Genomic DNA, 21,710 nt, shown 5'->3' with positions numbered 1-21,710 from the left:
GCTCAGAAGTGGAATATTCTCATAATGGAGCAACAGGAGATTCCACATGCGAAAATCACGCTTTAGCCAGCACCAGTTTCTGAGCATTCTCAAGCAGGCAGAGGCCTTTACGTCGGTGCCGGGCGTTTGACGCGAGCACGGCATTAGCAGCGCTACGTTTTACAAATTGCGAGCCAAATTCGGCGGCATGGATGCCTCCATGATCTGCCGGCTCAAGGAGCTCGGGGCCGAGAACCGCCGGCTGAAGAAGATGTACGCCGAAGAGCGGATCAAGGGCGAGATTCGCCAAGGGGTGATCGAGGGAAAGTTCTAAGGCCATCTCGACGTCGAGAGATTGTCAAGGAAGCGGTTGAGTGCCGCGGCATCAGCATTCGTCTGGCCTGTGATGCGCTATTCATCAGCCAGAACTGCTATCGGTACGAGCCGAAGCTGTTCGGGGAGAATTCCGAGATTGCCGACTGGCTAGTCCGATTGCCCCACAACCAGAAGAACTGGGGCTTCGGGCTGTGCTTTTTGTTTCTGCGTAACGTCAAAGGTTTCCGATGGAATCACAAGCGTGTTTGCCGGATCTACCGGGACTTGGAGCTGAACCTGCGGATCAAACCGAAGAAGCGGATCATTCGGGAAGTACCGGAGCGGCTGGCCGTGCCGACTGCGATGAACGGGACCTGGTCGATGGATTTCTTGCATGACAGCCTAGAATGCGGCCGTCCCTACCGCTTGCTCAACGTGATCGACGACTACAACCGCGAAGAGCTCGGCATCGAGGCCGACTTCTCATTGCCCTCCGAGCGGGTTATTCGGAGCCTGGATCAGATCATCGAATGGCGCGGAAAGCCCATACTGCTTCGTCGTGACAACGGCCCGGAGTACATCAGCGATGCGCTGAGAACCTGGGCCGAGAAGCACCAGATCAGCATCCAGCACATCGAGCCTTGAAAGGCGCAGCAGAACGCCTATGACGAGTGGTACAACCGGATGGATCGATACGATTGGCTCAATCAGTATCTTTTCAGAACGATTGATCAAGTCAGAGAGCATGCAACGCGTTGGCTCTGGACCTCCAATCACGAAAGGCCCAATATGGCCCTGGGTGGCATCACCCCGAAACAGAAGTCGGCCCTTGTGGCCTAGGCTCTACTTCTGAAGCGCACCAATAACGGGGGGATTACCCCACCGCGCTTTGAAAAAGATGACTTCTTAAAATCCCCAAAGATTGCTTAACGGACAAGTTTTAGATATCAAAAGACGCAAAATAAAGTTTTAAAAGCGCCCATAATTTCAGATAGCCTTGATTATTAAAGCCCTATTCTTCAGCATCATCTTCGCAGCTATATCGCCGCTTACAGCCAGGGTATACGGCGTCACGATAACTACTCCGGACGTGCCATTTTCTGTCTTAAGCTTAGTTTTGGCTGGAATCTGGCTTGCACGGCCGAGACGTATTATCAGGCGGAAGGAAGAATACGCATTTCTTCTAGCCCAGATTCTTATTTTGATACTAGCCCTGCGAGGTATAGATCCAACTGAATCGCTATCACGTTCGTTTTACGTTGTCTTTTCAATTGGACTTTATTTGAGTGCAAGATACCTCTTCAAGCTCAATTTTATAAATTATTCAAATTTACTTCTTGCCGCTTTTTTTGTTACATTCATTTTAGTCACCTTAGCAGTCGTTCAGTTTCTGACAGAACAGAACATTGGTGTAGTTGCAACATATTTTGGTGAAAATCTTTCGCAGGGTGTGAATCGGTCCGAGTCCGGAGGTATAAGGGTTACCGGAACGTTTACAAATCCAAATATGTTTGCCCAAGTCCTGATGATTTATTCGTCGATACTTTTGGGGTATGCGCTCTTTTTTAACCCTAAGATTCCCTTTTGGGGTGCGTTTGCCTTCAGTGTAATGTCAATATCTGTTGCTGCGTTATCACTTTCACGTAGTGGTGTAATCGGAATCTGTATCACGCATATGGCGCTGTTTTGGTATTGGATGATGCAGGGAAAGAGGCTTAGGGCGCAGAGATTTGCTGTGGTAACAACTAGCGTAATTCTAGCAGTTGCAAGTGCGAGTTTATTTGTAAGCGTAGATTTTATTCCGGGGTTGAATAGGTTCGTTTATTTTGGGTTAGAGTTTACCGCGATTTCTTCTAGGTTAGAACAGTACTCAGCGTCAATGAATCTGCTGTCAAATGCTGAAATTCTGGCGTTTGGCGTCGGTAGTGGACAGTTTTATGAAGCATTGGCGGACAACAATATTCCCATATCATATAGATCGTGGCTTAGTCCAGAGATGAATTTCGGATCAGTGCACAATTGGGCTTTGCAACTGGTAACGGAGCATGGTGTTGCAGTGTTGGGCCTATATATCTATGCGTTGTACAAATCGATTAGAAAAGGAATATTTTTGGGAAGATCAAATACGCGAAAAGGTAAAATTACTGCTGCCATGGCAATAATTCTCGCCATGCTCTTCTTGGTTCCACTGTCTTTCGGAACGGGGGGCGCTACGCCTTGGCTTTTGACGCCCGTAATTATAATGCTGGCATTCATACATAATGAGTACGATAATTATCTTAAGCATGTATCCAATTGCGTAGCTTTCTCAGCCTGTGAAAAGCGGAGCTGACAGTGTCGGATTCCTATTACCGAAATAGGATGCAATGTGAATCTGAATATCGGTCAGTCTAAGAAAAGGAGCAGCTTGCCGTCCTTTTTAAAGTCCCCGATAGGGGATCCGTAAATCCCTCGCCTTTAGGCGATGGATGGTAATGTGAAGCGATGGAGGACTACAAGCGCGGTAGCCACACGGTTTGGGATTGCAAATACCACCTGCTCTGGACGACCAAGTGCCGCTATCAGGTTCTCGGCAGTGACGTTGGACTGAGGTGCCGTGAACTCCTACGTGGTATTGCGATGAGTAAGGAAATGATCATCTACGCGGGTTCGATCAATCGGGACCACGTGCATATGCCGATCGGTATTCCCCCACAGCTGTCGGTGTCTCGAGCAGTTCAGCATCTCAAGGGTAAGAGTTCCCACAAGCTGTTATCGGAGTTTCGGAGCCTGAAGAAGCGATACTGGGGCCAGCACCTATGGGCTCGGGGCTATTGGGTGGCGACGAGCGGCAACGTGACCGACGACGTGTGGAAGGAGTACATCAAGAATCAACAGCCACCCGAGCCGGATGATGACTTCGAGGTGGTGTAAATCGGCCGAACGGCCGATCGATCCGGCTTTTAGCCGTAACAGCAAGCCACCGGCTTTAGCCGGTGGTCGTTGACAAAACGTTGCAGGGACTTCATCGACTGCTGGCGAAGCAAATACTGTGGGCGTAGTCAAAAGTTCCCTCCGACAGACTGCCGCACCTTCGATCCATGATTCAGACTATCTCCGATGTAGCATTGTCAGCCTCGGTGGCACGACCAGCGTAGTTAAAGCGGGGTTGGCTTGGGCGAAGACCAATGTGCACAACGTAAAGAACGTTATCCATGTCACCTATCAATTCATTGCTGGCAAACTCTTGGGGGTTGCGTCGCCGTGTTCGCCTGTTGGTTCAATTGCCGTTGACTGACTAACGTAGCCTGTCGGATGGTACCGCTGTAAAAAGGCTCGGTACGATGTCTGAGGTACATGGATAGTTCACTTATACCGACGTAGATCTATAAATTTGATGGATCCTATAACTGTTCCATTATCTGAATAAAAATCAAAATTGAGGTCGGTTGGAGAGAGCGCTGAACAAGTTAACATTTGCAGTTTTATTCATGTATTCAGTTATTCCGAGGAGTAATCCAACGATCTTATACGGTAAGCAAGCATCGTGGAGAACTATTTACCGTAAATGAAAACTAGCTGTGGACAGATAATGTATTCTAAGGCCTCTCGCTCTACAATTCTTGTTATTGGTGACGTCAGAAACACTGTAAATCAAATCCGCTATCAGCGTGTTTTGGCGTTGGCGGAGGCGTATCCGCTGTATGTCGTTACGACGAGCCCGCTTCCCGCTGCGCTGCGGGAAAAGGTGTGCGAGGTGCATGTGGTTGGCCGTTGGCTTTCGATGCTGCGGACATGTCTTAGATTGGCTCAGCGACTTGCCGCGGATGGTGATCTTGTAGTTCACACAGTCTATGCGCCGCGGCCAATGGTCGCGGGGTTTTTATGTCGACTTCTGGTTCAATGCCGGTGGATTTATGATCTTTATGACCATCCGTCTTTAACGTGGAGCCGGTCCGGTGGCCTGCGACGGCTCTTGAAATACGGAATGTGGCGCCTAGCCCTATCGCGGATGTTGTATTGGGCTGATGTCTGGGTCATCGGGATGCACCCGGGTATCCTTTCTCACTTGCCGGTGCCGCGCCGGAGGTGTCGGCTTGTTTTAAGCGGAGGGCCGGGCATTCAGGAGCTTCCGGTGCGGGAAACGCGTGAACCGACCAATAGGCAAATGGTTTTTTGCTATGCTGGTCCCTTGGAGGCGCAGCGTGGAAGTAGGCTAATCGCAAGCTGGGCGCGCAGCTATGATGGGCCGCCTGGCTGTCTTCACCTAATGGGTAGTGAAGATTATCGTGCCGTGGACGCTATTGAGTCAGTTCGCGAAGAGGCATTTCGTCGTGGGCTGCGAATCGTCCGGCACGGGTGGATTGAACATGATAAGGTTCTCGAAATTTTGAGGTCCGGTAATATCGGCTTATGCGCAATTGCGCCCCATGTGCTGAACTACCGTTATTCATATCCAATTAAGGTGGTTGAATACATGAGCCAAGGATTGGTCCCCGTTGCGACCGACGGTCAAGGCGTTCGGACACTAATACGCCATGGTGAAACCGGGTTCGTTGCGCGTTATGGCTATGAAAGTTTTAGCCGAGCGATTACCGAAGCCATAAGCGCTTGTCAGGATCGGGACCGGCACAAGACGCTCCTTTCAAATATGCGAAGGAATGTCAAGCACCGCAGCTGGAGCTCGTTGAATCGAAATCTGTTGTTAGACATAGAAACAGCCCTTGGCACAACGATTTGAATATGCGCGTCGCCAACGTAATAGAGGAAGGCAAGCTGGGCGGCCCACAAGTGCGCATGGTTCGGGTGGCTAAGGCGCTCTCCGGACTGGTAACGACTCTTATCGTCATGCCGAATGCGAATGCTGGCAGGTTTCAAGGAATGTGCGAAGGTTTTGGCGTGCGGTATTGCAAATTGCCGCTTACGCGGATCACTAAAGAGTGCCGTGCCGCAATTGCTTTTGTTCTGTTTTCACCAATAGAGGTAGCGCGCCTCGCGCGCCTTTTTCGGCAAGAGGGTATCGACCTCGTGCACGCCTCCGGCGGCAGTTGGCAATACAAGGCAGTGATTGCCGCGAGGCTCGCGGGTGTGCCGGCGGTCTGGCATCTAAACGACACGGCGATGCCCGGCTGGGTGCGTCGACTGTTCCGGCTGGTTCAGCCGCTGGCAAGCGGGTTTATCTTTGCTTCTCACCGTTCCCAGGAGTACTACGGGGATGCGATTGGGACCGAACGCCCACGGGCCGTGATTCCAGCGACAGTGGACTCGGCAGAGTTCGACCCGGGTCAGAGTTATCCGAGTGACCCCGACCTTCCGGTCTCGGACACGGCGCCTATCATCGGAACCGTTGCCAACGTGAGTCCGATCAAGGGCCTCGAGACGCTGATCCGCGCCGCTGCATCCCTGCGGGACCGGGGCCACGAGCCGCATGTGCTCATCGTCGGACCGGTCTACGATCGCCAGCGCGGTTATCATCGCCGCCTAATCGCTTTGGTTCGGGAGCTCGACCTGGAGCGGGTGTCTTTCGTCGGGGCTCGCACGGATGTCCGCCCGCTGCTCGCGCGCCTGGACGTCTATGTCTGTAGCTCGCAGGCGGAGTCGTCGCCTGTTTCGGTCTGGGAGGCGATGGCGATGGGAAGACCTGTGGTGTCGACGGATGTAGGCGACGTGCCCCGGCAGCTTGTCGATGGCGAAAACGGGTTTGTCGTGCCCGTTGGCGATCACGATGGGCTGGCGAAACGCATTGGGACGCTTCTCGAAGACGCGCGGTTGCGTCATCGCTTCGGTGAGCGTGCCAGGGAGGTTGCGATCGAGAACTTCAGTGTCGATCAGGTGGCGAAAGACACGGCGGATTTCTATAAACAGGTACTGACTGACTGGCAGCTGCGCCGGGACCGCAGTACGCGACGCAAGCGGAGTATGGATGAGTGAGTGGAAAGAGCTGGCTTTGAATGCCGCTGAACGGAAGGCGGCGGTGGTTTTGGAGCGCCTGTCGGCGTTTCGTGCCGAGGGAAAGAGAATCTTCGTTAGCTCATCGTTCCAGACTCAGAGTCTGCCATTGCTGCACATCGTCTCGCGGCACGGAGCGGGTATTCCAGTGGTCTTCCTGGATACCGGTTATCTGTTCCCTGAGACGTTGACGTTTCGTGATGCTGTTGCTGAGCAGCTGGGTCTCGAAGTGATAAACGTCCGTCCGTCCGTGCCGAAATCCCAGCAGCGTACGGCTGACGGCCGCCTGTTGTTTGCCGCGGACACCGACAAGTGTTGTGCACTGAATAAAGTGGAGCCACTGGCACCTTACCTGCGAGCCTACGATATCTGGATGAGTGGGGTGCGCGCCGACCAGAGTGCGGTGCGGTCGGGTTTTGCCAAGGAGCAGGAGGGGCCGCATGGGATCGTGCGGTATCACCCCATGCTCGATTGGACCGCACGGGAAATCTATGCGTATCGAGAAGCCCACGACCTCCCGGAGCACCCGCTGCAGCAGCAAGGGTATCTAAGTATTGGCTGTATGCCGTGCACGCGTCCAATCAGTGCCATGGCCGATGATCGTGACGGGCGTTGGAGTGGGCAATCAAAGACCGAGTGCGGCTTGCACACGGACCTGGGCACAGACGAGGAGGATTGAGTCGATGAAAGTCATGATTACCGGTGCGGCGGGCTACGTCGGCTGGAGTGTGCTGAATGTCCTCGCCGGTAGGCCCGAGGTCGATGAAATACTCGTCTACGATAACTTTGCGCGCCGGAATTACGGGCTGTTGCTTGCGGACAAACCGCGCGGGCGCCGCAAGGTCCGGGTCACGGTGGACGAGATCCTGAACGGGCGCGGCATGCAGCGGGCAGTGCAAGGGGCGGACTGCGTGTGTCATCTGGCAGCGCTTGCCCCGTCACCGTTCAACAATGACAATCCTCACGCCTTCGATCAAGTGAATCACTGGGGTACTGCGGAGGCCTGCTACGCCGTCGAGGACGGTGGGGTGCCCCGCATGGTTTACGTAAGCAGTGGGGCCGTCTATGGCTTTCCGGATGGGATCGCGGACGTGACCACCGAGCCGATGCCGGCCAACGCCTACGGCTCCTCGAAGCTCGCGGGTGAGCGCCACGTCCAAAGGCTCTCTGCGCAGCGCGCGACTGTGATACTTCGGGCCGGTACCGTCTACGGGCTCAACCCGGTGGCGCGTTTTGACACGTTCGTGAATCGATTCGTTCTGGACGCGGCGCTTGGGCGAGCGCTGCACGTGCACGGCAGCGGCGAGCAGGCGCGGCCGGTGGTTCACGTGGACGCGCTCGCACACGCGGTGACCAAGGCGATTCTTGGTGAAGTGGAGTCGGGCGTGCACGATGTCGTCGAGACCAACGCCACCGTTAATGAGGCAGTGGGGGTCTTGCGCGAGTACGATGCCACGGTGGAGTTCATCCATACGAATCAGCAGGCACGACTGCGGGATCTCCGCGTAGAGCCGACAGCGGTTCATGGGTTGTTGCCGCCGGGCGACCGGCAATTCAGTGACGTGCTACCGGAGATGCTCGAACAGATTCGGCTTTCCTGAGCCGACGGTTTCTGACCGCCGGGCATATGTCGCGGTGTCCCGCCACGGGCTTGGACACGCCGGTCAGATCGCGCCTGTGATTGCTGGATTGGGTGTTTGGTTGGTTGGACTCCGAGTGGTCCATACGAACGCAGTGTCCTGAGGCATCATCTCGTCGTTGTTTGGCTGCGACGTGCAGAAAATTACGAGCGTACCGAAACCGATGATTCAACCACTAGCTCATGACATGGCAGCCACCTGGCGCGCGTATCCTCGTTATCAAGGGAAACTTCGCAGGAACTTGGAAGAGTGCAAGGCGCATATCCGTGCCACTCGCCCGTATCAGCTGCTAGCTGATATCTCCTATACCCCAACGCAGCGGCGCGAGAATTCTCCGCCCTGCTGTTGCACTCTGTCCGATGAACTGGGTCAACGTGCTCGACCACTATCTGCGGCGGGGGACGCTCGCGTGAAACGGCTGGTCGACGAGTTTTGGACCTGCCATCGCGAGGCGGCGTACTTCATCGCCGCCGTGACGAATTTGTCGGGATTAACCCCACAAGGCCTATTGTCAGGCCTGATCGTAAGGAACCGAAATATCTTTGGATCGCGGGAGTTCCATTCTGCACCTTGCTAACCAAATATCAATTACTATTCGGAAAGGTGATTCCGCGGTCCCGCTTGCCGAAAATCAATTAGTCACCGACAAGCTGGGCTGGGAGCGCTAGAATCGGGATCTGGTCACGATTATTGAATCAGTGTTGCAGTGCCATCGAGCGCCACTATATTACCTAATGCCACCGCATTCGAACCCGACAGGCGTTGCTTTATCTCTGTGAAGATCTCAATCGTTACTGTTACATTCAATGCTCTGGGAACGATCCAGGACTGCTTGAACTCAATCGACGCCCAAGATGGGCCCGATATAGAACGGATTGTGATTGATGGTGCAAGCAAAGACGGTACACTCGATTTACTGCGTCGTCGAGAAAGCCATATCGACACGATCATCAGCGAGCCTGATGAGGGCATCTACGACGCGCTAAACAAGGGCATCAACTTGGCGAGCGGAGATGTTATCGGCTTCCTACATGCGGACGACGTTCTAGCATCAGCGTCAACGCTTTCTCGCATAGCTCGATCTTTCACCAATCCATCAGTCAGCGCTGTGTACGGCGACTTACAGTATGTACACCCTGACGAAACCGATCGCGTAGTCCGTTATTGGCAACCACGCCCGTTTAGCCTTCAGCGTCTCAAGTGGGGCTGGATGCCACCCCATCCTACTCTCTATGTGCGCCGCGAGTGGTACGATCGCATCGGCAGGTTTGATACGAGCTATTCAATTGCCGCCGATTACCACCATATGCTTCGATTGTTTGGACACCCTGATTTTCGTGCCGTTTATATTCCGAAGGTATTAGTGAAGATGCGGGTCGGGGGCGCCAGCAATAAATCCATCGGCAATATCATCAGGAAGTCTCAGGAGGATTTGAGAGCACTGCAGGAAACTGGAGTTGGAGCGCTGGGGGGATACGGAGCATTGGCGTGGAAGAATCTTTCCAAGTTGGGGCAGTTTTGGAATAGAAAGTAGGAGCTCCGGGTTCCAGGTCCTGGATCAACGGGTTTCAGGAAATAGTATTCAGAATTCAAATTTCATGAAATACCTGATCTTCCGAAGCTCGAGGCAAACTGCGACTACGCATTCGCCTAGTTCGGTAAAGCACGGTGGTGAACCGGACTGGATATTTTCCAAGTCTGTGGGTGTCAGGCTTTCTTCGACGTGGAGCTGGCGATCTTTGCCGTCTAGGTCCTTTACGCTCCAATTCGATGATGCGGTGGATGATGTCGGAATGCTGCTCCATTTCCAGAATAAGGTTTCCATGAACGATGGCCTGTAGGTGGCTGAACTCGAGCAGCATGCGTAAGCTTTCCCGTCAAGTCAGCCAACATACCGCGCACGGCTGGCAGAAGTTCATCAAGGATTACGAGCTCGTACGCTCGATAATTCGTAGCAGCCTGGCGTAACTCTAAATATCGAAAAAGGAAAACGGCCGCCTGGAAAACGCTGCGAGGTCCTAGCGCGAGAAGAAGTTATGACGTTAGGTTGAACCTAACCTTTTCACTTTAGTATTAAAGCAATGAATTCATTGATCGCTTCTTTCCCAAGTTTACTGGTAGCGGTTGCGATACCATGGGTCGTAGGCCTGCTCTTCCTGTTTGGGTTTTGGCATATTCGCCATGTTGGCTACTGGCCCGCAATAATAGGCATGGCCTTCCCGATTGGCCTTACATGGATCATGCTTGGATACTATATTTTAGGCTATGCAGGAGAGGGACTGTATCTGTCTAGCAACATTGTTCTGCAGATTTGTCTTATGTTTGTCTTCCTCGCGCTTAGTTTCCACCGGATAAAGAAAGACAGCCGCCCTTTTAATCGTGAGCATTCCAGTTATGGATTGCAGCAGTTCATATCTGCTTTTGATCGTACATGCAAATGGCTAGTGTATCTAATCCTGTCTTTGCTCGCGGTGCGGGCAATAGGCGTTTTATCAGAAGTGCTTTTGCGCCCCCTGTTTCCATGGGACGCTTGGCGGGGGTATGCGATCGAGGCAAAAGTGTGGTTTTCTTTTCCAGATCGGTTTGATGCATTCACTGGGCCGTTCTTCTTGGCGGATGAGATTTATTGGACTGGGGAAACTACACATCCTTCTGGGTTAGGGCTTATTTGGCTTTGGTTTGTTCAGAATATTGGGGATTGGAATGACTCCTTGATGAATGCTGGATGGCCCATTGTATGGATATGTACGGGGCTCCTCTTATTTGGATTCAGTAGGCTTGGGAAAGTCCGTTTGACTATCGCGCTAATGACGACGTATGCGTTTCTGTCAATGCCTTTCGTTTCCACCCACGCGGTACTCGCAGGTTACGCTGATATTTGGATCAGTGTTTTGTTCTTAGTGATTTCAGGATTGATCTATTTAAAATACAAATGGCGTCAGAGTGCAAGCATTTTCGTGCCAGTCATAGCTGGATGCTTGGGCATGTTGATGCTGAAGGAGCATGGCATACTCTGGGTCGGAGTAATTTGTTTGTCTATGGCTATTTCTAATATTTGGTTAAAAATAGATCGAGCTAGAGTGCTTTTGATTGTTGGTGTTATCAGCGTGATTGTTTTGTTAGTCTACTACTATGCCCTTGGGCCCTCCGGGCAATGGCTGGGAAATGAAGGAAGGCTTGGAATTGCTGGAGGCGTGGCGCTCGTATTTCCGCCGAGCTATGAGTCTCTTTTTTCAATTCTCAAGCATTTATACATATATAGTAACTGGCATTTATTTTGGTATTTTTTTACGGTTTTATATATTGCAGGTTTGGCTATCTCCATTTTTTCATATCCAGACGTGGCATATTTTAGAGTAACTATGATTTTGAGCTTGAGTGGTGCAGTCTTCGCTGGCATCTGTGTTTTTACAGATTTTTCCCAAAGCGTTGTTGACGGTACTAGCGTTAATCGAATATTGCTTCATATAACTCCGACTGCGTCGTTCTTTTGCGCACTCACCTTGGAAAAGCTGTTTCAGCTGTCTCGTTGTCGGGGAGCCTGAATTTGTCTGCCGTATGATGACCGTCCTTTAGCTATGCGCACCTTGGGTTCAAGCCTGAATTGCAACACGGCTTGACCGCACCGTGTAATTTGAGAGTAATCGCTCCCAAGATTGGTGTTGCTCAGAAGTGGAGTATTTTTATACTGGAGCAACAGGGGATTCCACATGAGAGGCCGAACGCGGTTCCGGACGGCGTCACTCCGATACAGTTGTTTGCCTCTTGCCTAAACTCTACGTCTGACGCAGACAAAGGGCAGATGGGTTGCCCACCGCTCGCCCTTCGGCTGGAATCATTGGCCCATAGTATTGAGAAATCCCACGGTCCAGAGGGCGCGGTTATAAAGAAGCGGTCAACGTGGTTTTACTGAATTTGGTGCTCCGGAGGAGTATTAGTGAGTCTTCGTTCTATCTTTGAAATTATTTTGATTGCTGGCATATTTAGTGCGCTGGTCTTGTGGGGCGGCTACTGCCTTTTGCTGCTTTCGGGAAAGCATGTTCGCGACATGATGTCTCCTATCGAGATTCCCAACCAAGCGTGGTGGATGGTGAGCGGTGAGGGGGCGCTGACCGGAGATAGATTCCTGATCACGCGGCCGGGCAATAAGGCGCAAACTGTGGCCGCAGCGGCATTGCCCGTATCGCTATCGGCCAAGGAGTTTGGGTTCCTGGAAGTGATATTTAGCCAAAGGGTTAACGCACACTCTCTCAGCCTGGGTGTTGACCAGGCCGAGAACATCACTCAGCCGGAAACGGCGCCGGCTAAGTGGATCGAAGAAGGGGTTGCCCGGGTCTCTGGCCATCAGCTTCGTCTCGGCGGCGGCAAAGTGCGACATGTGGTTGTTGGCGCGCTGGGCGGATTGGGCCCGGGCGTGAGTATAAAGTCCGCTACGGTTCATCTTGCGCGTCCTTCGTTTCTGGAGCTGCAGGGTTTGCTAATGCGCAGCCTAGTCGACCTGGACGGTTGGAAACAGCGCAGCATCAACCTAAACCGGCCGGAATGGACGCCGCTTGAGCTGTCTCCGGTACCGGTGGTGGTAGCTTGGATCCTGCTGATGGCCTTGTTGGCTTGCCTCTGGATGACGTATAGTGGCAAACTGAACCCGCATCGGGCCCTCTTAGGCATAGGCATTGCCTCCGGCCTCGGTTGGTTGCTGCTTGATCTGGGTTGGCAGGTGACGTTGTGGCAGCGGCATTACGGGGCGGTACTGCAATATGGCGGATTGAGCTCTGTTGAAAAAAGGCTGACAGAGGTTGATGGGGATGTCTTTTCTCTTATTGAGGACTTAAAGGTTGAGCTAGATGATCCCGAAAGGCGTTGGGTGATTTTTGCTGACCATGCATTTGATTATTTTCGTGCCCGGTACTTTGCCGTTCCGCAACCCGTAATGATTCGAGGGGACGTGAGTGTGCGTTCGCTGTGGAAAATGGGCCCTGGCTTTCTGGCCGTTTTCGTGCATTTGTCGAACGAGATTGTTACCGAAGCGGTGCAGGTAAGGAGTTCTAGTGCTTCGCCTGATGTAATCGAGCGTCCCATCGAATCTCTGGTCGGGCAGGATGCACGGCTAATTCAGCACCGGGCTGGACCTTCCGGTGCTGTCTTGGAAATGAAGCCCGATCAGCGTCCTTGGCTGATAAATTCGGGGTGGTTCAGGCACCCAGCGGGCCTTTGGCGCTTAAGGGTTCCTGTGGGTACGCGAGGTCAGAAGGGCTGGGTGAGACTTCAGGTGTTTCGCCGTCATCGTGAGGATACTCAGCGAAAGGCAGTGACCATGCGCGAGCTTTTTGTTCAGCCCGATCGGGCGCTCCATGACCTCTCTGTCACTTTTTCTCTGGGGGAGGATCAGGAAATCCTATTTCGCGTGCGGGAACGTCGCTCTCGCGGCACGATAGCTGGCACCCCACAACTTATCTCGGTTGCGTCCGAGGGCGAGTTGATTGAGTTGCGCAAAAAGGGTAGTCCATGGTCCTTCCTGGCCCGCAAGGTGCTGGAAAGCGAGGGCGGTGTAGCCTACGAAATGCTGTGATACCGGGCTTGGCTTAGTGTTATTCTCGTGCGCCTGAATCTTCAACTTCGCTGTGCGGTTGGGGTTATATTCTACGACCGCTCTAACCAATTAAGTCATTGGGGTGCTTTGAGCTATTTGGGTTTCTTTGTAAAAATTCAAGGCGATGTATGAATTCCGCGTTAGCATCGCTGAAGAGCTTGGGATGGGCCTGAATGTGCACGTCAACCAGGAAGGTGTTGAGCAAGGCGTGTGTCCGTTCACGCATGGTTCGAAGGTGCACACCGGCATCATAAAGACGCAAGCTTTTAAAGCAGGCGCTGAATCAGTACAGTTTTGATGCAGCTTTCGGTGGGGCGCGTCGGGACGAGGAAGGTTCGCGCGCAAAGGAGCGCGTGTTTTCGTTCCGTGACCGCAAGCATCGCTGGGATCCTAAGAGCCAGCGTCCCGAGCTGTGGAATGTCTACAACGGTCGTGTACACAAAGGCGAGTCCATTCGCGTCTTTCCGCTGTCAAACTGGACCGAGCTCGATGTCTGGCAGTACATCTATTCCGAAGACATTCCGATGGTGCCGCTTTTCTTTGCCGCTGAGCGGACGGTGGTCGAGCGCGATGGCATGCTCATGATGGTACACGATGAGCAACGATTTCCCGTTCGAGGAAGGCGAAAGGCCCGAGAAGCGGATGGTGCGCTTCAGGACCCTCGGCTGCTGGCCGCTGACCGGGGCGGTGAAGTGAATGCCACGACCTTGCTGGAAGTGATCGAGGAGACGATCGCCGTTCGGCACTCGGAGAGGCATGGTGGGGCAATCGACAAGGATCCCGGGGCATCCATGGAGCAGAAAAAGATTGAAGGATATTTTTAAATCATGAGAAAACTAAATATCGAGTTTTTGACGGTTAGTTTTAGTGATGAGAGGAGAAGTCTCGTAACTGTCAGTATGTATTATGGCGTTATCGTCAAAATGATGCGGAGCGTTGCAAAGGACTCGGTGCCCTTGATTACAGCCTATTACAAAGACAACGAGGCTGCATTCGATTTTCGAAAATGTTGCCTCATCAAAGGGGAGTTGCCGCAAAAGCAGACTAGGCTCGTCATTGCGTGGATGGAGCTTCGCAAGGATGAACTGGAAGCCAATTGGCGATTAATTACTTCAGGCGAGGAGCCGTTCAGGATTTCGCCATTGTACTAACATCTGGTTGTCTGGATATTGCAGATAAAATCTTTCGTTGGAGATTAATTTTGTTTGCATAAAACCCCAGGTTGGTGGGAAGTCCATTCGGCAGGTCATCGTGGCGGTGAACAAGATGGATCTGGTGGATTTCGATCAGGCGCACTTTGCGGCCATCGAGGCCGAGTATCGGGAATTTGCCAACAAGCTGAATTTCGAGAACGTGCAATATGTTCCGATGGCGGCGCTGGGTGGGGACAATGTGACCGCGCAGAGTGAGAATGTCGGGTGGTTCGATGTGCCGCGGGGGTATGGCGGTTGAGTGTACCCGCCGAAAGGAGGACCGGGACGGTTGGGTGCGCGTGCAGGTATTTCGGCGCGGCCGTGACGAAGGCCAGCGAATAAAAGTGACGTTGCGGGAGGTTTTGTTCGGTTGGGGAAAGATCTGCGTCATCTTGTCGCAACCTTTACCTTGGGCGAGAACCAGCAAGTGCTTTTCCGGGTGCGGGAACTGGATGCCAAGGGTGCAGTGGCCGGCATGCCCCGGATCGAGCCGGGTCTCGGTGTTATGATTGTCGTCATCTGACCTGAGTGACCGTGGGGTAATCGGGAGAAAGTCATGTTGGGGCCTTTGAGTTACCAATCCACGGCGGCCATGTTGGCCGCTTTTTTTCTGGCGCTGTTTCTGGTGCCGGTGTTGCGGCGGCCGGCAGAACACATTGGGCTGGTCGACCGGCCCGGTGGGCGCAAGCGCCATGCCTGTGTGGTGCCGCTGATCGGCGGGCTGGCCATGTTCGGCGGCTTTGCCGCCGGCCTGATGATGGTCGACGAGGGCCTGCGGCCTTATGCCAGCCTTTTGGTGGGCATGGGGCTGATGCTGATGATCGGGGTGATCGACGACCTGATCGATATTTCGGCCAGCGCCAAACTCTTCGCCCAGGTGGTGGCGGCGGTGCTGATGGTTTCCTGGGGCGAGGTTCAGATCCACTCTTTGGGTAACCTGGTGGCCGTCAAGCCGATCGAGGTGGGCGAGTGGGCCATCCCGTTTACGGTGTTGTGCACGCTGATCCTGATCAACGGGATCAACATGGCTGACGGTACCGACGGCCTGGCCGGGGGTTTGAGCGCAGTGGCGCTGCTGATGCTGCTGATCGCCGGCATTCTGGGTGAGGCCAGTCGTTCCTTCGTGGGCGTAACCGGGGTGCTGCTGGCGTCAGTGGTTGCTTTTCTGTGTTTCAATTTGCGTGTGCCGGGACGGCGCTATGCGACCGTGTTCATGGGGGACTCGGGCAGCATGATGCTGGGTTTTGCCCTGGCCTGGCTGGCGGTGTATCTCAGCCAGCTCGAGCAGGTGTCGATTTACCCCGTGACGATTGCCTGGATTCTGGTGCTGCCGGTGCTGGATGTGCTCACGCTCTATATCCGGCGAATCGCCAAGGGGCGCAGCCCGTTTTCGGCCGACCGTGAGCATTTGCACCATGTGCTGTTGCGCTCGGGGTTTTCGGTGACCTGGACGGTGTGGTCGCTGATGGGCGTGATGGCGGTATTGGGTGGAATCGGGCTTTATGGCTGGCGGCAGGGGTGGCCGGAGTACTGGCTGTTCGTGGGGCTGATTCCGTTGTTCGTGTTGCAGTATTTGTGTTCGGTGCGGGCCTGGCGGGTTATGCGGTTTTTGAAGAGGGGGTGAAGTGTGAAGTGTGAAGTGTGAAGTGTGAAGGCTACGACGTCCTTCGTGGTTGTGGGAAATTGGATTGAGGTGATGGAAGCTAAGCAAAAAGACTCTGTTCCTGAGTTGTCGCATCTTGATGCTTTGGAGGCTGAGGCGATACATATCATTCGTGAGGTGGCGGCGCAGTTTCAGCATCCGGTGATGCTGTATTCGGTGGGCAAGGATTCTTCGGTGCTGCTGCACTTGCTGGTCAAGGCGTTTTATCCGGCGCCGCCACCGATTGCCTTGCTGCATGTGGATACCGGCTGGAAGTTTCGCGAGATGATCGAGTTTCGCAATCAGCGGGCCAAGGAGACCGGCTGCCGGCTGATCGCCTACACCAATCCCGAGGGCCTGGAGCAGGGCATCGGGCCGGTGACCCACGGCGCTTCGGTTCACACCGACGTGATGAAGACCCAGGCGCTGAAACAGGCGCTGAAAAAGTACCAGGTGGATGCCGCCATCGGCGGGGCCCGGCGCGACGAGGAGAAGTCGCGCGCCAAGGAGCGGGTGTTTTCCTTCCGTAACCATCGCCACCAGTGGGATCCAAAGAATCAGCGCCCGGAGCTGTGGAACCACTACAACGGCCGCATCGAGCGCGGCGAGAGTGTGCGGGTGTTCCCGCTGTCGAACTGGACCGAGCTCGATATCTGGCTCTACATCTATCGCGAGGGCATCGAGGTGCCGTCGCTGTACTTCGCCAAGCCCCGTCCTGTGGTCGAACGCGACGGCGCGCTGATCATGGTCGACGACGACCGCCTGCCGGTCGAGCCCGGTGAAGTTCAAACACGAACCGTGCGCTTCCGTACCCTCGGCTGCTACCCGCTGACCGGCGCCATTGAATCGCAGGCCGATACCCTGGAGGCGATCATCAGCGAGATGCTTGTCGCCACTACCTCCGAACGGCAGGGGCGGGTGATCGACAAGGATCCGGCGGATTCGATGGAGAAGAAGAAGATTGAGGGATACTTCTGAGTGTGAAGTGTTCAGTGTGAAGTGGGAAGTGTTAAGTGTGAAGTGTGAAGTGTGAAGTGTGAAGTGTGAAGGGGCGTTGCGGAGTTGTGGCGGTGATTTCAGGTTTGGTCGTTGATTGTTGTGGTGAAGGGGTTGAGGATTTTGAGGTTGTCGATGGTTTGGTCGTTTTGGAGGTCTTCGGATAGAACGTAGATGCAGTTGCTTCTCTGGGCGGCGGCGAGGATCAGGAGATCCCACCAGTTGTAGTTGAGGCGGTCTTCCAGAGACCAGGCCTGTTCGAAGACTTCTTGGTCGGTTTCCACGGGTTCCCAGGTCCACAGGTCGTGGATGTCTGCGCGGGCCTGTTCTCTGGGCAGGCCTGGCTTCAGGCGTCGGGTGACGACCTGGTAGTACTCCTTCAACACCTGGGTACTGATTCGCCCGGTGCGAGTTTTCCAGAGGTGCTCGAGCCAGTTTCGGGCCTGGGAGTGTTTGGCGGGATGCGCGGTGTCCCGGGCATAGACCAGGATGTTGGTGTCAACGAAGTACAGGTCGGTCATACAGGCTTGCTCGATCGGGATAGGATTCGCCTTGGCCAGATATGCGCGCAGCTGGCCGGCTGAAGAAGCGCTGGGCGGCCTGTTTGCTTCGGGATTCCCGCTGGCGGTACTCGGCCAGCATTTCACCGACCAGGCGCGAGACGCTGGTATTGCGCCGGGCGGCTTCCATGCGGGCCCAGCGGGCGGTTTCCGGGTCGAGGGTGATGGTGACGTTTTTCATGGCACGGAGTTCGTGGGACACGAGGTTAGTGTAAAGTGTGAAGTGTGAAGTGTGAAGGGGCTCGCGCCCGACATTCTGGTGTTTTGACGCTTTAACGTTTTGATGCTAGGTTGAGGCTGGAGGTGGGTTATGAGTGACGCATTGAAGCGGTCTACGGTTTATTTTGATCCCCAGTTGCATGCGGCGTTGCGGTTGAAGGCGGCCCAGACCGATCGCAGCCTTTCGGATTTGGTGAACGAGGCGGTACGGGAAGCGCTGGCGGAGGACCAGGAGGACCTGGCAGCGTTCGAGGAGCGGGTTTCGGAGCCGTCCATGACCTATGAGACCTTGCTGAATGACCTCAAGGCGCATGGCAAATTATAGTCTGGTCTTCAAGGGATCGGTTGCCAAGGATCTTCGCCCAATTCCCCGAAAAGACGTTGCACGCATCCTCAAGAGGATCGAGTCACTTCGGGATGATCCCCGTCCAGTCGGTTGCGAAAAGCTTTCGGGGCAGGAGCGGTATCGGCTAAGGCAGGGGCAATACCGGATTCTCTATGAGATAGGCGACAAGGAGTTGGTGGTGACTGTCGTGAAGGTGGGGCACAGGAAGGGGGTTTATAGGGGGTGAAGAGGGAAGTGTTCAGTGTGAAGTGTGAAGTGTGAAGGGAAAACGCACTTTACGGGGTGACAAAATTGAGTAGAAAGTATATAATTTACACTCATGCACGAGTTTGAGTTTGACGAGGATAAGAGCCGCGCCAATCTGCAGAAGCACGGCATTGACTTTCAGTCTGCTCAGGAACTCTGGCAAGACCCGCATTTGCTTGAAATTCGTGCAAGGTCGGCGGCTGAAGACAGGTTCCTTCTTATAGGTCGGATTGGCAGGAAGCACTGGTCGGCCGTCGTGACGTATAGAAATGACCGCATTCGACTGATTTCTGTCAGGCGTTCTCGTGCGCTGGAGGTGAAATTGTATGAAAGCTGAAGAATTCGATAGAAAGTTCGATGAGGCTAAGGAGGACATCCTCGAAGATTTGGATCTGTCCACTGCTCGTCGGGTGAATCAGGAGCACAAGCGCATCAATGTTGACTTTCCGGCGTGGGTCGTGGAATCCCTGGATCGTGAAGCTACGCGAATTGGCGTTACACGTCAGTCAATTATCAAAGTCTGGCTCGTAGAGCGGCTCCAAAAAGAGGCAGCTAACAGACCTTTGGAAGATGATATTGCTGAAGGGTGAATAATTAAGTGTGAAGTGTGAAATGGAAAGTGTGAAGTGTTCAGTGTGAAGTGTGAAGTGTAAAGGCTGGGTATGAGTTACTTTTCGTTTGAGGATCTTGATGTTTGGAAGCGGGGGTGTCGGGTGGCTGTGGAGATTTGCTCGTTGCTTCGCGACTCGCGAGAGTGGGGGTTGCGGGATCAGATGATTCGGGCTGCTATTTCTATCTCGTCGAACATTGCCGAAGGGGCTGAGCGAAGTACACCTCGGGACTTTGCACGATTTCTGGATGTTGCGCGCGGCTCGGCGGCTGAATTACGAACGCAGTTGTATATCGCGGTCCGAGCCGAGATGGTGTCCGACCAGGCCGCGAATTCTTTGATTATGGAGTTAAAGGAAATATCATCCATGCTGTACAGCCTGTCCCAACAGCAACGCGCAAAGGTGAAGGAAGAGGATCCTTCACACTTCACACTGAACACTTCACACTCTCCTGACACTTCACACTCAGCTGCGGAGCCGCGGTAATGGCCGTAGCAGACATCAAGACCTACCTGGCCTCACATGAGACCAAGCCGCTGCTTCGCTTCATCACCTGCGGGTCCGTCGACGACGGCAAATCGACGCTGATCGGGCGGTTGCTGCATGACTCCAAGCTGCTGTTCGACGACCAGCTCTCGGCACTGCAGGCCGACAGCCGCCGGCACGGGACGCAGGGCGAGAAGATCGATTTTGCGCTGCTGGTCGACGGGCTGTCGGCCGAGCGGGAGCAGGGCATCACGATCGATGTGGCCTACCGATTTTTCGATACCGACCGGGCCAAGTTCATCGTGGCCGATTGCCCGGGGCACGAGCAGTACACGCGCAACATGGCAACCGGTGCATCCACGTCGCGGCTGGCGGTGGTGTTGATCGATGCGCGCAAGGGGGTTCTGACACAGACGCGGCGCCACTCCTGGATCTGTCGCCTGATGGGCATCGAGCATGTCGTACTGGCCATCAACAAGATGGACCTGGTCGACTACGACCGCGATGTGTACGAGTCGATAGCCTCGGATTACCGGGCACTGGCTGCCGAGCTGGGCATCGAGCGGGTGAGCTGCATTCCGGTATCGGCGCTGGAGGGCGACAACATGATTTCGCGCTCCGATCGCATGCCCTGGTACGAGGGGCCGGTGCTGCTCGAGGCGCTGGAGGGGGCCGCTGAACAGGAGGACGTGCCGGCCGAAGGCGCGTTTCGGCTGCCGGTGCAGTGGGTGTGCCGGCCCGACCAGAACTTTCGCGGTTTTGCCGGCACGCTGCTGGGCGGGCCGGTGGCGGTGGGAGACGAGGTGACTGTTGTTCCCTCGGGCAAGCGATCGCGGGTGGCCTCCCTGCATGTGGGTACGGAACAGGTTGATGGGGCGCGTGCCGGCCAGCCGGTGGTGCTGGCGCTGGAAGACGAAGTCGACGTCAGCCGCGGCGACGTGCTGGTGGCATCGAACGATCCGCTGGAAGTGGCCGATCAGTTCAGCGCGCACTTGCTGTGGATGGGCGAGCATCCGCTGATGCCGCATCGTTCGTACCGGGTTCGTATCGGCACTCTGGAATGCAGCGGACAGGTCGGCGAGATCAAGTACCAGGTCGACGTCAACAACCAGGACCATATCGCCGCGCGTAAGCTCGAGCTCAACGCGGTGGCGCGCGTGGATCTGGACCTGGACCGCAACGTCGCGTTCGCACCCTACGAGAAGAGCCGTGAATTGGGCAGCTTTGTGCTGATCGATCGCCAGACCAACGCCACGGTGGGCGCCGGAGTAATCGACTACGCGCTGCGTCGGGCGCAGAACGTGCACTGGCAGTCGCTGGAAGTCGACAAGGCCGCACGTTCACGCATCAAGGTGCAGCAGCCGAAATGTGTGTGGCTGACCGGTCTTTCGGGTTCGGGCAAGTCGACCATCGCCAACGAGGTGGAACGCAAGCTGATGGCGCTGGGCCATCACACTTACCTGCTCGACGGCGACAACGTGCGTCACGGCCTCAACCGCGATCTCGGCTTCACCGAGGCCGACCGCGTGGAAAACATCCGACGCGTCGGCGAGGTGGCGCGTTTGATGACGGATGCCGGGCTGATCGTGCTGGTGAGTTTCATCTCCCCGTTCCGCTCCGAACGTCGAATGGTGCGCGAGCGCTTCGACGACGACGAGTTCATGGAGGTATTCGTGGATACGCCGCTGGAAGTCTGCGAGGAGCGTGACGTGAAGGGCTTGTATGCCAAGGCCCGCGCCGGCGAGATTCCGAATTTCACTGGCATCAGTTCCCCGTACGAGGCGCCGGAAAATGCGGAGTTGGTGTTGAAGACGGTGGGGCGGAATGTCGAGGAACTGGCCGATGAGGTGATCGAGTTGTTGGGGGTTTAATCGTTTGGTTATTTTGTCGTCCCGGTGGACTGACCCCGCTTTCGTAGACACTTTTCGTTACGGGGTGGCTCCGAAGGCTGCCGGGGTT

24 protein-coding genes and 1 pseudogene are annotated in these 21,710 nt (G+C 54.7%); 23 read left to right on the top strand and 2 right to left on the bottom strand.

Annotated elements, in window-relative coordinates; genetic code table 11:
- Window positions 1-46 precede the first annotated feature (46 nt).
- From DZK26_RS05780 to cysD (DZK26_RS05715), 17 genes and pseudogenes are all read left to right on the top strand, one after another.
- A pseudogene (locus tag DZK26_RS05780) lies at window positions 47-1,134 on the top strand (IS3 family transposase).
- 157 nt (window positions 1,135-1,291) lie between these two features.
- Window positions 1,292-2,626: an O-antigen ligase gene (locus tag DZK26_RS14155; protein ID WP_147306625.1), complete on the top strand. Its 1,335-nt coding sequence runs from the start codon at window positions 1,292-1,294 to the stop codon at window positions 2,624-2,626.
- Between the two features lie 152 nt (window positions 2,627-2,778).
- Window positions 2,779-3,207, top strand: a complete 429-nt coding sequence (gene tnpA / locus DZK26_RS05770) for an IS200/IS605 family transposase (protein WP_116897782.1) — start codon at window positions 2,779-2,781, stop codon at window positions 3,205-3,207.
- Between the two features lie 634 nt (window positions 3,208-3,841).
- The gene (locus tag DZK26_RS14715) at window positions 3,842-5,014 is read left to right on the top strand and encodes a glycosyltransferase (RefSeq protein ID WP_116897783.1); all 1,173 of its coding nucleotides are present in this window, start codon (window positions 3,842-3,844) and stop codon (window positions 5,012-5,014) included.
- 2 nt (window positions 5,015-5,016) lie between these two features.
- On the top strand, window positions 5,017-6,204 hold the full coding sequence (locus DZK26_RS05760) for a glycosyltransferase family 4 protein (protein ID WP_116897784.1): 1,188 nt from the start codon (window positions 5,017-5,019) through the stop codon (window positions 6,202-6,204).
- Entirely contained in the window at window positions 6,197-6,901 is a 705-nt protein-coding gene (locus DZK26_RS05755) for a phosphoadenylyl-sulfate reductase (RefSeq protein ID WP_116897785.1), read from the top strand. The genes DZK26_RS05760 and DZK26_RS05755 overlap by 8 nt, the downstream gene beginning before the upstream one ends.
- Before the next feature lie 4 nt (window positions 6,902-6,905).
- Window positions 6,906-7,823 (top strand): NAD(P)-dependent oxidoreductase, encoded by a 918-nt coding sequence (locus tag DZK26_RS05750; protein ID WP_181918334.1) that lies wholly within the window; start codon window positions 6,906-6,908, stop codon window positions 7,821-7,823.
- Between the two features lie 814 nt (window positions 7,824-8,637).
- Window positions 8,638-9,396 carry a glycosyltransferase family 2 protein gene (locus DZK26_RS05745; RefSeq protein WP_116897787.1) on the top strand — a complete coding sequence of 253 codons (759 nt, stop codon included), beginning with the start codon at window positions 8,638-8,640 and terminating at the stop codon, window positions 9,394-9,396.
- Window positions 9,397-9,943: 547 nt separating this feature from the next.
- Window positions 9,944-11,407 carry a hypothetical protein gene (locus DZK26_RS14150; RefSeq protein WP_147306626.1) on the top strand — a complete coding sequence of 488 codons (1,464 nt, stop codon included), beginning with the start codon at window positions 9,944-9,946 and terminating at the stop codon, window positions 11,405-11,407.
- A 392-nt stretch (window positions 11,408-11,799) separates the two neighbouring features.
- A complete protein-coding gene (locus DZK26_RS05740; protein ID WP_147306627.1) occupies window positions 11,800-13,431 on the top strand; it encodes a hypothetical protein in 1,632 nt (543 codons plus the stop codon).
- 145 nt (window positions 13,432-13,576) lie between these two features.
- Window positions 13,577-13,750, top strand: a complete 174-nt coding sequence (locus tag DZK26_RS14535; protein WP_258870841.1) for a phosphoadenosine phosphosulfate reductase family protein — start codon at window positions 13,577-13,579, stop codon at window positions 13,748-13,750.
- Window positions 13,731-14,276 carry a sulfate adenylyltransferase subunit CysD gene (gene cysD, locus DZK26_RS05735; RefSeq protein WP_258870843.1) on the top strand — a complete coding sequence of 182 codons (546 nt, stop codon included), beginning with the start codon at window positions 13,731-13,733 and terminating at the stop codon, window positions 14,274-14,276. The genes DZK26_RS14535 and cysD (DZK26_RS05735) overlap by 20 nt, the downstream gene beginning before the upstream one ends.
- A gap of 3 nt (window positions 14,277-14,279) precedes the next feature.
- Window positions 14,280-14,603, top strand: coding sequence for a DUF4160 domain-containing protein (locus tag DZK26_RS05730; RefSeq protein ID WP_116897790.1), 324 nt, complete (start codon window positions 14,280-14,282; stop codon window positions 14,601-14,603).
- A 100-nt stretch (window positions 14,604-14,703) separates the two neighbouring features.
- On the top strand, window positions 14,704-14,904 hold the full coding sequence (locus DZK26_RS05725) for a hypothetical protein (protein WP_147306628.1): 201 nt from the start codon (window positions 14,704-14,706) through the stop codon (window positions 14,902-14,904).
- Between the two features lie 111 nt (window positions 14,905-15,015).
- Window positions 15,016-15,168 (top strand): hypothetical protein, encoded by a 153-nt coding sequence (locus tag DZK26_RS14290; protein ID WP_181918335.1) that lies wholly within the window; start codon window positions 15,016-15,018, stop codon window positions 15,166-15,168.
- Window positions 15,169-15,201: 33 nt separating this feature from the next.
- Window positions 15,202-16,269, top strand: a complete 1,068-nt coding sequence (locus tag DZK26_RS05720) for an MraY family glycosyltransferase (protein ID WP_116897792.1) — start codon at window positions 15,202-15,204, stop codon at window positions 16,267-16,269.
- A 72-nt stretch (window positions 16,270-16,341) separates the two neighbouring features.
- Complete coding sequence (gene cysD, locus DZK26_RS05715) at window positions 16,342-17,265, top strand: sulfate adenylyltransferase subunit CysD (protein WP_116897793.1); 924 nt, start codon at window positions 16,342-16,344, stop codon at window positions 17,263-17,265.
- Window positions 17,266-17,363: 98 nt separating this feature from the next.
- On the opposite strand, the gene DZK26_RS05710 is transcribed toward cysD (DZK26_RS05715), so the two are convergent.
- Both DZK26_RS05710 and DZK26_RS05705 read right to left on the bottom strand, forming a co-directional pair.
- A complete protein-coding gene (locus DZK26_RS05710) occupies window positions 17,364-17,804 on the bottom strand; it encodes a PIN domain-containing protein (protein ID WP_116897794.1) in 441 nt (146 codons plus the stop codon).
- Complete coding sequence (locus tag DZK26_RS05705) at window positions 17,782-18,024, bottom strand: hypothetical protein (protein WP_116897806.1); 243 nt, start codon at window positions 18,022-18,024, stop codon at window positions 17,782-17,784. Before DZK26_RS05705 ends, DZK26_RS05710 begins: the two co-directional genes overlap by 23 nt.
- A gap of 129 nt (window positions 18,025-18,153) precedes the next feature.
- Here DZK26_RS05705 and DZK26_RS05700 point away from each other — a divergent pair, with 129 nt between their 5' ends.
- From DZK26_RS05700 to cysN, 6 genes are all read left to right on the top strand, one after another.
- Window positions 18,154-18,387, top strand: coding sequence for a CopG family transcriptional regulator (locus DZK26_RS05700; RefSeq protein ID WP_116897795.1), 234 nt, complete (start codon window positions 18,154-18,156; stop codon window positions 18,385-18,387).
- On the top strand, window positions 18,374-18,634 hold the full coding sequence (locus DZK26_RS05695; protein WP_116897796.1) for a type II toxin-antitoxin system RelE/ParE family toxin: 261 nt from the start codon (window positions 18,374-18,376) through the stop codon (window positions 18,632-18,634). Before DZK26_RS05700 ends, DZK26_RS05695 begins: the two co-directional genes overlap by 14 nt.
- A gap of 93 nt (window positions 18,635-18,727) precedes the next feature.
- Window positions 18,728-18,991 carry a BrnT family toxin gene (locus tag DZK26_RS05690; RefSeq protein WP_116897797.1) on the top strand — a complete coding sequence of 88 codons (264 nt, stop codon included), beginning with the start codon at window positions 18,728-18,730 and terminating at the stop codon, window positions 18,989-18,991.
- Window positions 18,981-19,244 carry a type II toxin-antitoxin system BrnA family antitoxin gene (brnA, locus tag DZK26_RS05685; protein ID WP_116897798.1) on the top strand — a complete coding sequence of 88 codons (264 nt, stop codon included), beginning with the start codon at window positions 18,981-18,983 and terminating at the stop codon, window positions 19,242-19,244. Before DZK26_RS05690 ends, brnA begins: the two co-directional genes overlap by 11 nt.
- A 72-nt stretch (window positions 19,245-19,316) precedes the next feature.
- Complete coding sequence (locus tag DZK26_RS14710; RefSeq protein WP_116897799.1) at window positions 19,317-19,751, top strand: four helix bundle protein; 435 nt, start codon at window positions 19,317-19,319, stop codon at window positions 19,749-19,751.
- Window positions 19,751-21,622 (top strand): sulfate adenylyltransferase subunit CysN, encoded by a 1,872-nt coding sequence (gene cysN, locus DZK26_RS05675; protein ID WP_116897800.1) that lies wholly within the window; start codon window positions 19,751-19,753, stop codon window positions 21,620-21,622. The genes DZK26_RS14710 and cysN overlap by 1 nt, the downstream gene beginning before the upstream one ends.
- Window positions 21,623-21,710: the final 88 nt, after the last annotated feature.

This window comes from Wenzhouxiangella sp. 15190 (assembly GCF_003417465.1).
In the GTDB taxonomy this organism is placed as follows: Bacteria; Pseudomonadota; Gammaproteobacteria; order Xanthomonadales; family Wenzhouxiangellaceae; genus Wenzhouxiangella.
Note: the sequence above shows the minus strand (reverse complement) of the source record. Positions and strands in the feature narration are given on the sequence as shown.